The following is a 10,845-nucleotide window of genomic DNA, read 5'->3' on the forward strand; positions in this document are numbered from 1 at the left end:
TACACCTATCGTTCGTGGTGTACACCGTACACCCATCATCCTAGGTCACCTTCCACCCGATCCGAGGCCACCATGACAACCACCACGACCGCGGTCGCCGCAACAGATTCCGCCGCCGACCGCCGGCGCTCGCTCACCGCGGGCGTGCTCTTCCTCGTCACGTTCGTCTCCGCCATCGCCGGCGTCCTGCTCTACGCGCCGGTGCTGAACGACCCGCACTACGTGCTCGGCGCCGGCTCCGACGCACGCGTGCTGTCCGGCATCCTCTGCGAAGCGGTGCTCATCGCCGCCAACCTCGGCACCGCGCTCGCGCTCTTCCCTGTCCTTCGCCGCCGCGCCGAGGGCCTCGCGCTGGGCTACGTCGTCGCCCGGGTGATGGAGTGCGTGTTCATCGCGGTCGGGATGCTGTGCCTGCTCACCGTCGTGACCCTCCGCCAGCACGCGGCGGCGCTCGGCGACCCCGGCGCGCTGACCGTGTCCGCGCAGACGCTGGTCGCGCTGCGGAACTGGACGTTCCTGCTCGGCCCCGGCTTCGTCGCGGGGATCGGCAACGGCGTCCTCCTCGGCTGGCTGCTGCTGCGCTCCGGCCTCGTGCCGCGGCCGATGGCGGTGGTCGGGATGGTCGGCGGGTCGCTCGTCGCGCTGTCCGGGATCGGCGTGCTGTTCGGGCTGTGGAGCCAGGGGTCGCCGGTGTCGGCGGTGGCGACGCTTCCGGAGATCGCGTGGGAGGCGTTCCTGGGGGTCTACTTCACGTTCGTGGGGTTCCGGGCGCGCGGGCAGGCGGCCGGCCACGCCGAGGGGCACGTAAACGCCCCTAAAAGCGCGTCTTAGGGGCGTTTACGTGCCCTTCGATCTCGCGGCGCGGGCCGCTGTGACGTCGAAGGGCACGTTGTCGCCCTTATCGGCGGGTTTTCGGGGCGTTTAGGTGCCCCTCGGCGAGGCAGCGCGGCGAGGCTGCGCGGGTCAGCGCGCCGCAGCCGCCGCCTCCTCGTGCAGGTTCGCCCCGCCGCGGTACCGCGTCGCGGGGTGCCGCTCCGTGAGGCGGTTGTGGCCGTCGCCGAACAGCCGCTCGCGCAGCGTGCCCGACCGCTCCCCCTCCTGCGGCAGCCGCCCGCGGCGACGCAGCTCCGGGATGACGAGCTCGGCGAAGTCGCGCGCCGTCTCGAACGAGTGGTACTGGCGGAGGTTGATGCCATCCAGGCCGTCTTCGTCGAGCCAGCGCTCGATCTCGTCGGCCACGGTCTTCGGGTCGCCGACCACCAGGAAGCGGTCGTCGCGGCCGTTCTTGATGAAGTCCAGGGCCTGACCCACGGTGCGATCCAGCGGCAGGAACGGCACCCGCTCGGCCGGGAATTCCGCCCGCGCCAGCGCCTCCCGCACGGTGATGTCGCGCGGGAACGCCGTCAGGTCCACGGGGAGGCTGCTGTGGGCGAGGATGCCGTCCAGGCTGGAGTGCTGCTGGTACAGCCTCCACTTGTCCTCGGCCTCCTCGGTCGTGCGGCCGACGATCACCCCGGCCATCGCGATGAACTTCACGTCGTCGCGCTGCCGGTCGTGGCGCTCGGCGGCGTCGCGCATCCCGTCGGCGTTGCGCCGGAACTCCTCGCTCGTGCGGCCGCCGGTGAAGACGACCTCTGCGTGCCGTCCGGCGAACTCGATCCCCGCAGGCGACCCGGTCGCCTGGAACAGCACCGGCGTGCGCTGCGGCGACGGATGCACGATGTGCGGCCCGGCGACCCTGTGTCGTTCGCCGACGTGGTCGATGTACCGCACCTTGGACGGGTCGGTGAAGACGCGCGCCTGCCGGTCGGCGATGACGGCGTCGTCGTCCCAGGAGCCCTCCCACAGCTTGTAGAGCACGTCCAGGTACTCCTCGGCGCGGCGGTAGCGCTCGTCGTGCGGCACCTCGTCGTCGAGCCCGAAGTTGCGGGCGGCGTTCGGGAGGTAGGAGGTCACGATGTTCCACCCGATCCGCCCCTTGGTCAGGTGATCGAGGGTCGACATCCGGCGGGCGAACGCGAACGGCGGCTCGTACGTGGTCGAGAACGTCACGCCGAAGCCGAGCCGGTCGGTGACGGCCGCCATCGCCGGGACGAGCAGCAGCGGGTCGAGGTTCGGGCTCTGCAGGCCCTCCCGCAGCGCCGTCTCCGGCCCGCCGCGGAAGACGTCGTAGGCCCCGATCACGTCGGCCAGGAAGATGCCGTCGAAGCCGCCGTGCTCCAGCAGCCGGGCGAGTTCCAGCCAGTAGTCGAGGTCGGCGAACCGCTCCCGGTTGTTGCCGGGCAGCGGCCAGAGGCCGTGGGTGATGTGGCTCACGCAGGCCATCTCGAACAGGTTGACGAAGAGCTGCTTGGGTTCGGTGGTCATGCGTCGCCTTCCGGGCTGCGGGGTCCGCCGGCCGGAGCGAACTCCGGGATCGCGGCGATCAGGTCACGAGTGTACGTCTGCTGCGGTCGTTCGAAGACGTCCTCGGCCGTCCCCTCCTCCATGACGCGGCCGTCCTTCATCACCAGCACCCGGTCGCTCAAGTGGCTGATGACGCCCAGGTCGTGCGAGATGAAGAGGTACGCGACGCCGGACTCCCGCTGCAGCGCGACGAGGAGGTCGAGGATCTGCGCCTGGATGGTGACGTCGAGCGCCGACACGGCCTCGTCGAGCACGATCACGTCGGGCCGCGGCGCGAGGGCGCGCGCGATGGCGACGCGCTGCCGCTGACCGCCGGAGAGGCGGAGCGGGAAGCGCGGCAGCACCTCAACGCCGAGCCCGACCTGGCCGAGCAGCTCGCGCACGCGGGCGTCGCGTGCGGCTCCGTCGGCGAAGCTCTCCGGGCGGAGGGCGTCGAGCAGGATGCGCTCGACGGTCCAGCGCGGGTCGAACGAGCTCAGCGGGTCCTGGTAGACGACCGAGATGCGGCGGCGCAGGGCGCGACGGCGCGACTCGGGCAGCGCCGACCACTCCTGGCCGAGGAGGCGCACGTCGCCGCCGTCGAGCCGTTCGAGACCGAGCGCGAGCTTGGCGGTCGTGCTCTTGCCCGAGCCGGACTCCCCCACGATGCCGAGGGTCTCGCCGGCGCGGAGGGTGAAGGAGACGCCGTCGACCGCGCGGGTGACGGTGCCGTCGGAGGTGTGGAAGCGCTTGACCAGCTCGCGTGCCTCCAGCACCGGGTCTCCCAGGGGCGGCCGGGGTGATGGAGCGGGTGAGCCGGGGGTGAGCGCGCGTCCTCGGGTGGCCTCGCCGGGAACCGCGGCGATGAGTGCGCGGGTGTACTCGTGCTCCGGCTCGGCGAGCACCCGGTCGGCCGGTCCCTGCTCCAGCACCTCGCCGCCGCGCATGACGAGGATGTGGTCGGCCAGGCGGGCGACGACGGATAGGTCGTGGCTGATCAGGATGAGGGAGGCGCCGCGCTCCTTCATGGCCTCCAGCTGGGCGAGCACCTGGGCCTGCACGGTGACGTCCAGCGCGGTGGTCGGCTCGTCGGCGATCACGATGTCCGGGTCGAGGGCGATCGCCGAGGCGATGAGCGCGCGCTGCCGGAGGCCGCCCGAGAGCTGGTCCGGACGCTGCCGCGCGCGGACGGCCGGGTCCGGGACGCCGACGCGCTCCAGCAGCTCCCGCACGCGGGCCTTCCGGGCGGCGCGGGTCCCCCAGCCGTGCAGGCGCAGGGCCTCGGCGATCTCCGCGCCGACCGGACGCAGCGGGTCGAGGGAGACGAGGGCGTCCTGCAGGACGAAACCGACATCCCGGCCGCGGACGCGACGCCCCTGCCGCGGGGTGAAAGCGCGGGCGTCCTCGTGGTGAAGCTCGAGCTGGTCGGCCTCCACCGTGGCGTTCCGTCCGGCGAGGCCGACCAGACTGCGCGCGGTGACGGACTTGCCGGAGCCGGACTCGCCGACGATCGCGACGCACTGGCCGGGTAGGAGGTCGAAGGAGACGCCCGCGACGATGGGACGGTGGACGCCGTCCACCGTGAACCCGGTGCGCAGGTTGCGGACGCGCAGGCGCGCGGCGGGCCAGTCGAGGCGGGCGAGGTCGGTGGAGGTGTCGACGTCAGTGGAGGGGTGCGCGGTGGTCCCCTGCTGGGCGGCGCTCCACTGGGCGGTGCTCTGCTCTGCGATGCTCACGATCGTTCCCCTTTCTCCAGGCGCGCCTGGATGTGCCGGCCGATGGTGGTCGCGGCCAGCGCGACCGCGACGATGACGAGGCCGGGGATGACGACCAGCCACCAGGCCGTGGTGAGGTAGGCGCGGCCCGCGTCGAGCAGCGCGCCCCACTCGGACGCGGGCGGGGCGACGCCCAGCCCGAGGAACGACAGGCTCGACGCCCACACGATCGACTGCCCGATCGACAGCGCGAACACCGCGACCAGCGGGCGCAGCGCGTTCGGGAGGATGTGCGCGCGCACGATCCGCCGGCGCGAGTGGCCGAGCGCCGTCGCGGCCTCCACGTACGCCGAGTTCCGCGCGCCGAGGATCTGGCCGCGGATCATCCGCGCGTAGCCCGGCGCCGTGCCGACGCCGACCGCGAAGACCTGCGTGGCCGCGCTCGGGCCGGCGATCGCGATGAGCAGCAGCGCGAGCAGCAGGGCGGGGAACGCGAACAGGATCTCCACGAACCGGTCGATCACGACGGCGACCGGCTTGACGCCGAGCGCGGCGAGCGTGCCGAGGATCAGCGCCAGCCCGATGCTCACCGCCGCGGCGCCCACCCCGATGGTGAGGGAGTCGCGCGCGCCCCACACGATGCGCGTGTAGAGGTCGCGCCCGGACTCGTCCGTGCCGAACGGGTGAGCCCAGCTCGGCGCCTGGAGCGCGGCGGAGTAGTCGACGGCGGTCGGCAGGTGAGTGGTGAGGAGCTGCGGGGCGAGGACCGCGACGAGGAGCAGCACGGCGAAGGCGATCGCGAGGTAGAGGCCCCACGGGGCGCGGGTGAGGCGTGTCGCGGCCGACCGTGCGACACGCTGCTTCGAGGGTGAGGCGACGGAGGTCATGACAGCTCCAATCGGGGGTCGATCACCGTGTAGACGGCGTCCACGATGAGGTTCGCCGCCACGTAGACCACGGCGACGAGGGTGACGATGCCGGTGACGACCGGCAGGTCCTGGGAGTTGACCGCGGTGACCAGCACCGAGCCGATGCCGGGCCGCGAGTAGATCGACTCCACGATCACCGCACCGGAGAGCGTCGCGCCGAGCGCCCAGCCCGAGAGGGTGACCGCGGGGATGACGGCGTGCCGGAGGACATGCCGCAGCCGGATGCCCCACTCCCCCATCCCGCGCATCCGCGCCGAGAGCACGAACGGCTGGTCGAGCGAGCGCTCGAACTCGGTCCGCACGCTCTGCGCCATGAACCCGGCCAGCGGGATGGCGAGCGTCAGGGCAGGCAGCACGATCCCGTTCGGCGACGAGCCGCTGATGATCGGGAACCAGCGCAGCCCGAGGCCGAACACCAGCAGCAGGATGATGCCCAGCCAGTACGCCGGAAGGCCGGCGGTCACGACGTCCACCGTCGAGCCGAGCGCGCCGATCCGTGGGCCCCGCCCGGCGGTGAGGGTGACCCAGACGACCATGATGACCCAGGCCAGGGCGATCGCGGTCAGCGAGAGGGTGACCGTGCTGCCGAGCTGCTCGCCGATGATCGCGGTGACCGGGCGATACTGCTGGTACGACGTCCCGAAGTCACCCGCGACCAGCCCGCGCAGGTAGTCGAGGTACTGGAGGATGACGGGGCGGGTGAGGCCGTATTGAGAGCGGATCTGCTCCAGCTCGGCGGGCGTGCGCAACTGCACCTGTCCGGCGCGGATGTTGAGGATGGTCGTCGCCCGGTCGCCGGGGAGGGCGAGCTGGGCGAAGAACGCCACGGTCGCCGCGCCCCAGAGCACCACGACCGCCGCGCCGACCTTCTTCAGGAGGGTGAAGGCGACGGCCCGGCCGCGCCGGGGGCGGACGGTCGTGATGACCGCCGCGCCTCCGGCTACGGCCTCCGCGGCTGCTGCCTTCCGGTCTGCGAGCACCAGCTCACTTGGTGAGATACGCGTCATAGAACGTCGGTCCTCCCTGTGCGTGCTCCTGCCAGACGTCGTGGAGCTTGGGCGAGACGGCCAGCGTGCTCAGCCGGTCGTAGACACCGATGGACAGCGCGTGCTGGGCGATGTAGTCCTGCGCCTTCTGGTAGTCGGCGTTCTGCTGGTCCACGGTCGCCGCGGAGTTGCCGTCGAGGATGTACTGCGCGAGCACCGGGTCGTTGGTGAAGCTGCTGTTGCTGTAGTTCGGGTCGGCGGCGGTGGACGGCCTCCAGTTGATGTAGAGGATGCCCGCCGTGACGCTCGTCCAGTAGCCGGCCTGGAGGTCGTAGGCGTCGGGCCCGGAGTACTTGCCGGAGAAGAACTCGCTCTGCGGCACGGGGATGAGCTTCACATCGAAGCCGACCTTGCTCGCCTGCTCCTTCACCCCCTGCAGGATGGCGGCGCCGTCGGCGTTGATGATCGAGCCGGCGCCGTACGGCAGCCGCACCGTCAACGGCTGACCGTTCTTCACCCGCACGCCGTCGGAGTTCTTCTGGCTCCAGCCGGCGGCGTCGAGGAGGGCGTTCGCCTTCTTCACGTCCTGCGTGTACCAGGCCGCGGCCTTCTGGCTGTAGCCGGGGGTCGCCTGGCTGACGCCGCCGTTGCCCTCCGACGGGATCACGCCGCGGCCGATCGTGTCCACGATCTGCGGGCGGTCCAGGCTGTAGGCGAACGCCTGGCGCACCTGCTCGTCGGTGAAGGGTCCCTTCGCCGTGTTGAACGAGATCTGCTGCGGCCGGCCGGGGGTGACGAACTTGTCGAGCTGGTAGCCGCCGGTCTTCAGCACGCTCCACTGCACGGAGGGCACGTCGTAGATCGCATCCACCTGGCCGGCCTGCAGCGCGGCGACGCGGGTGGTCGGGTCGGCGACGAACTTCCAGTCGATCGTGTCGACGTAGGCCGGCCCGGTGTGCTTCGCGTTCGCGGGCGGGGACGTGTAGGCCTTGTTGCGCTTGAGGATGATGTCCTGGCCGCGGTTCCACTTGTCGACGGTGAACGCACCGGAGCCGATCGGGGCCTCGCAGTTCTGCTCCTTCGTGCGGGTCTGGAGCGCGTGCTGCGACTGGATGCCGAAGTAGCCCTGCGTCAGGTTGTCGGCCAGGCGCGGGTACGGGTGCGACAGGTCGATCTGGAGGGTCTGGTCGTCGATCGCCGTGGCGCCCTTGTAGTAGCCGTCCAGCCAGACCTTGGCGGTGCTGTTTCCGCCGTTGACCCAGTAGTCGAAGTTGTAGGCGACGGCCGCCGCGGTGAGCGGAGTGCCATCCGTGAACTTCACCCCCTTCTTCAGGGTGAAGGTCCAGGTGAGGCCGTCGCTGGACTGCTTCCACGCGGTGGCGAGCCACGGGACGACCTTGTGGTTCTCGTCGAGCGAGGTGAGGTTGTCGAGCACCTGGTACGACAGGTAGGCCTGCTCGATCCAGCCGCCGAAGACGCAGGCGGGCTCCTGCTGGTGGGCGTACACGATGGTGCCTCCGTCGACCTTCTGGCCGGTCGCGGCGTTGGAGGCGCCCGCGCAGGCGGCGAGCGCCAGCACTCCGGTGAGCGCGACGGCGGCGCCGGCGAGGGTGCGGAGGGAACGGGAACGCATAGGGACTCCTGGGAGGGTGCGGGACGGGATGCAGCTCAGGATGCGGGTGAACCGCAACCGCGGTCGAGCCGGCGTGACACTGTGTTTCGCGGGTGAAACACACCGTCACGGAAGCTGGCGCGACGGGGGGTGGCACCGGTATCACCCGGGCTCGTAGGCTCCAGCTGACATCCCCGCCTCGGGAACGGAGGACGCGATGAGGACGAGCGGAACCAGCGGCCCACTCTCGGCCCAGGCGATCGCCGGCAACGACGTCGTGCTGATCGGGATCGACCACGACCGGGCGGCGATGCCGGGCGTCCATGGCATCGGCATCGAACGGCTCGACCACACCGAGGGCGAGCACCGCTGGCTCCCGAACCGGCTCCGCTTCACCGGCGCGCCGGCCGGGACCTGGACGACCGACGTCAACCCGCTGCAGACCTTCCTCTGGGGCGACTACACGGCGAAGGAGGGCCACGACTACACATACATCGTGCACAGCATGACGGGCACTCCCGGGCAGCCGCTGACCTCCGCGAACGCCGTCACGCTGGCCGTCTCGACCGGGCAGCCCGCGCAGCAGGGGGTGTGGTTCAACCGCGGGGTGATCTCGTCGCAGGCGTACGCGGAGCGGTTCCAGAACCGGCTGCCCGCCGACGTCCCGGGCGACGCCGCGTGGAAGTGGCTCTCGCGCGGGCTCCAGGAGGCCATCCTGGCGTTCATCGGTCGTGCGCAGGACGCGGGCTGGGAGCTGCACGGCAGCTTCTACGAGTTCCAGCTGCCCGCGGTCCTGCAGGCGTTCGGCGTGGCGGACCAGGCCGGCGCCTCCGTGAATCTGATCGTCGACGACGGCAACCCCAAGAACCACGACGCCGTCACCGCGGCGGGCATCGACGGCCTCGTGAAGCTCTGGCGCGCCAACGCGAAGATCCCGCACAACAAGTTCGTCGTCGCGTCGCACGACGGCGCGCCTGTGGCGGTGTGGACCGGCTCGACCAACATCACGACGAACGGCGTGTTCGGGCAGTCCAACGTCGGGCACTCCATCGACGACCCGGCGATCGCCGCCGCCTACCTCGCCTACTGGTCGCAACTGCTGGAGGATCCGCCGTACAGCACCCTGAACGACTGGGTGGACGCCAACGACGCCCTCCCCGACCCGTGGCCCGCCGGCGTGTCCGTGGTGTTCAGCCCGCACACCCGCAGCACCGCCCTCGACCGGTACGCGGCCCTGTTCGACGGGGCGGGGACGATCGCGTGCGGGACGTTCCCGTTCACGCTCGACTCCCGGTTCGGCGACGCACTGCCCGGCGCCCACGACGCCCTCCGCTACCTGCTCTTCGAGGACCCGAAGGCCGCTGCGAAGGCGAGCGCGGTGGTCACCGACCCCGGAACGACGATCGTCGCGGGGGCGTTCCTGCCTGCCGGCGCGCTCGCGGGATTCGCTCCGGAGCTCGAGAACCCGTTCTCCAACAACGTGGAGTACGTGCACAGCAAGTACCTGCTGATCGACCCGCTCGGCGACGATCCGATCGTGGTGACCGGCTCGGCGAATTTCAGCGTGGCCTCCACCACCGGCAACGACGAGAACATGCTCGTCATCCGTGGGGACGCCGCGGTCGCGGAGTTGTACTTCACCGAGTTCATGCGGCTGTTCGACCACTACCGGTTCCGGTACTCGCTCTCCCTGGCGCCGCACGATCCGACGCCGGGGCCGCAGAGCGGGGTGGAGGCCGCGGTCGGCCTCGACCCGACGGACGGGTGGTGGGCGAAGTACTACGACCAGCCGGGGCGTGCGCGGCAGCGGGAGGTGCTGGCGGGGACGGCGCACTGAGGCGGCTGTCCCGCAGCCACCGGAGGAGTTTTCGCGAAATCGGGCCTCGATCTCCTCCGTTAGCTGCTCTCGGCGGGCATGTCGCCGCCGATCTCCTCCGTTAGCGTCGCGCAGCGGCCTCGCTGCGCCAGCGCGCAAGCAGCAGCCACGGGTCCCCGTCCTGCAGCGCCGCGACGTGACTCAGGAGGCCGGCATCCGTCTCGAACCACTCGGTCCCGGGGATGCGTAGCGCCGCGAACTCGACGTGCCGCCGATGCTCCAGGGTGCGGTCGCCGCGCTCGAAGGCGAGCACCTCGTCGTGGGGGAGGCTCGCGAACCGCTGCGCCGGGTTCGCCGTGGTGCCGATCTTGATGCGGTCGCGGTAGCGCAGGTAGTAGACGACGTCCACGCGCGAGGCGGCCGCGCCCTCCGGCGCCGTCTCGCCCACCCGCCACTCGCAGACCGCGCACAGCCAGCCGGACGGGTACCGCACGCCGAGCCGCGAGCCGCAGAACGCGCACGGCGACGGCAGCAGGTCGGTCTGGCCGAACTCGCCCTCCACCCACTCGTGCGCCTCCAGGAGGTGCGCGAGGCACAGCGGGAGCGGCGCCCCGGGATGGGCGGGCGCCCCGCACAGGCACGACTCGGTCACGCGGCGACGCTACCGCGCGCCGCCGACAGGGGCGGTAACGGAGGACATCGGCGGCGACACGCCGCCCGACCGCAGCCACCGGAGGAGGCCGGGCCCTCTGGCGCAGGAACTCCTCCGGTAGCCGCACCGCGGGCGCCCCGCCCGGCGCAGCTAACGGAGGAGACCAGCCGCGGTTCGCGACCGATCTCCTCCGTTGCCCGCGTTCTCGAGGTCGCGACGGGCGGATCTCCTCCGTTGCCAGCTAGGCCTCGAAAGGCCTCGACCAGCGCAGGCAGCCGGGCGGCGGTAACGGAGGACACCGGCGGCGACGCGCCGCTCGACAGCAGCCACCGGAGGAGTCCGAGACCGTGTGGCCCAGGAACTCCTCCGGTAGCCGCACCTCGGGTGTCCCGCCCGGTGTCGCGAACGGAGGAGACCGGCCGCGGTTCGCGACCGATCTCCTCCGTTGCCCGCGTTCTCGAGGTCGCGACGGGCGGATCTCCTCCGTTGCCGCCCGGGCCTACGTGGCCTCGGAAGGCCTCGACCAGCGCAGGCGGCCGGGCGGCGGTAAGGGAGGAGATCGGGGCGACACGCCGCCCGACCGCAGCCACCGGAGGAGATCCGGGCCTGGTGACGCGGGAACTCCTCCGGTGGCCGCGCCGTGCGCGCCGGCCCGGCGCAGACAAGGGAGGAGACCCGGCGGGGGGGGCGGGCGGGGGCGGGCCAGGGGTGGCCGGGCGAGGGGGTGGGGGGGGGGGGTCGGCCGGGTGA

Annotated in this window: 8 protein-coding genes; 2 read left to right on the top strand and 6 right to left on the bottom strand. The window is 71.7% G+C overall.

Annotation, left to right across the window (positions count from 1 at the left end; all coding sequences use genetic code 11):
* Window positions 1-72: 72 nt before the first annotated feature.
* Window positions 73-831 (top strand): DUF4386 domain-containing protein, encoded by a 759-nt coding sequence (locus ACFRFH_RS18915; protein WP_382464533.1) that lies wholly within the window; start codon window positions 73-75, stop codon window positions 829-831.
* Window positions 832-963: 132 nt separating this feature from the next.
* Here ACFRFH_RS18915 and ACFRFH_RS18920 read toward each other — a convergent pair whose 3' ends face one another.
* From ACFRFH_RS18920 to ACFRFH_RS18940, 5 genes are read right to left on the bottom strand one after another with little or no spacing between them, the layout of a single operon-like run.
* Entirely contained in the window at window positions 964-2,367 is a 1,404-nt protein-coding gene (locus ACFRFH_RS18920; RefSeq protein WP_382464534.1) for an LLM class flavin-dependent oxidoreductase, read from the bottom strand.
* On the bottom strand, window positions 2,364-4,121 hold the full coding sequence (locus tag ACFRFH_RS18925; RefSeq protein ID WP_382464535.1) for a dipeptide ABC transporter ATP-binding protein: 1,758 nt from the start codon (window positions 4,119-4,121) through the stop codon (window positions 2,364-2,366). The genes ACFRFH_RS18920 and ACFRFH_RS18925 overlap by 4 nt, the downstream gene beginning before the upstream one ends.
* Entirely contained in the window at window positions 4,118-4,987 is an 870-nt protein-coding gene (locus ACFRFH_RS18930) for an ABC transporter permease (RefSeq protein WP_382464536.1), read from the bottom strand. The genes ACFRFH_RS18925 and ACFRFH_RS18930 overlap by 4 nt, the downstream gene beginning before the upstream one ends.
* A complete protein-coding gene (locus tag ACFRFH_RS18935) occupies window positions 4,984-6,036 on the bottom strand; it encodes an ABC transporter permease (RefSeq protein ID WP_382464537.1) in 1,053 nt (350 codons plus the stop codon). The genes ACFRFH_RS18930 and ACFRFH_RS18935 overlap by 4 nt, the downstream gene beginning before the upstream one ends.
* Complete coding sequence (locus tag ACFRFH_RS18940; RefSeq protein ID WP_382464538.1) at window positions 6,014-7,648, bottom strand: ABC transporter substrate-binding protein; 1,635 nt, start codon at window positions 7,646-7,648, stop codon at window positions 6,014-6,016. The genes ACFRFH_RS18935 and ACFRFH_RS18940 overlap by 23 nt, the downstream gene beginning before the upstream one ends.
* Window positions 7,649-7,844: 196 nt before the next feature.
* Here ACFRFH_RS18940 and ACFRFH_RS18945 point away from each other — a divergent pair, with 196 nt between their 5' ends.
* On the top strand, window positions 7,845-9,464 hold the full coding sequence (locus ACFRFH_RS18945; protein WP_382464539.1) for a phospholipase D-like domain-containing protein: 1,620 nt from the start codon (window positions 7,845-7,847) through the stop codon (window positions 9,462-9,464).
* 100 nt (window positions 9,465-9,564) lie between these two features.
* Here the strand turns inward: ACFRFH_RS18945 and ACFRFH_RS18950 are convergent, their stop codons facing one another.
* Complete coding sequence (locus ACFRFH_RS18950) at window positions 9,565-10,095, bottom strand: GIY-YIG nuclease family protein (protein WP_382464540.1); 531 nt, start codon at window positions 10,093-10,095, stop codon at window positions 9,565-9,567.
* Window positions 10,096-10,845: the final 750 nt, after the last annotated feature.

The sequence above is a fragment of the Leifsonia sp. NPDC056824 genome, from assembly GCF_042789575.1.
GTDB lineage: Bacteria > Actinomycetota > Actinomycetes > Actinomycetales > Microbacteriaceae > Leifsonia.

What these genes read in the sequence shown, in the direction of transcription:
- ACFRFH_RS18940 (WP_382464538.1), bottom strand. Translation starts at nt 7,648, where the DNA reads ATGCGTTCCCGTTCCCTCCGCACCCTCGCCGGCGCCGCCGTCGCGCTC.
- ACFRFH_RS18935 (WP_382464537.1), bottom strand. Translation starts at nt 6,036, where the DNA reads ATGACGCGTATCTCACCAAGTGAGCTGGTGCTCGCAGACCGGAAGGCA.
- ACFRFH_RS18930 (WP_382464536.1), bottom strand. Translation starts at nt 4,987, where the DNA reads ATGACCTCCGTCGCCTCACCCTCGAAGCAGCGTGTCGCACGGTCGGCC.
- ACFRFH_RS18915 (WP_382464533.1), top strand. Translation starts at nt 73, where the DNA reads ATGACAACCACCACGACCGCGGTCGCCGCAACAGATTCCGCCGCCGAC.
- ACFRFH_RS18920 (WP_382464534.1), bottom strand. Translation starts at nt 2,367, where the DNA reads ATGACCACCGAACCCAAGCAGCTCTTCGTCAACCTGTTCGAGATGGCC.
- ACFRFH_RS18945 (WP_382464539.1), top strand. Translation starts at nt 7,845, where the DNA reads ATGAGGACGAGCGGAACCAGCGGCCCACTCTCGGCCCAGGCGATCGCC.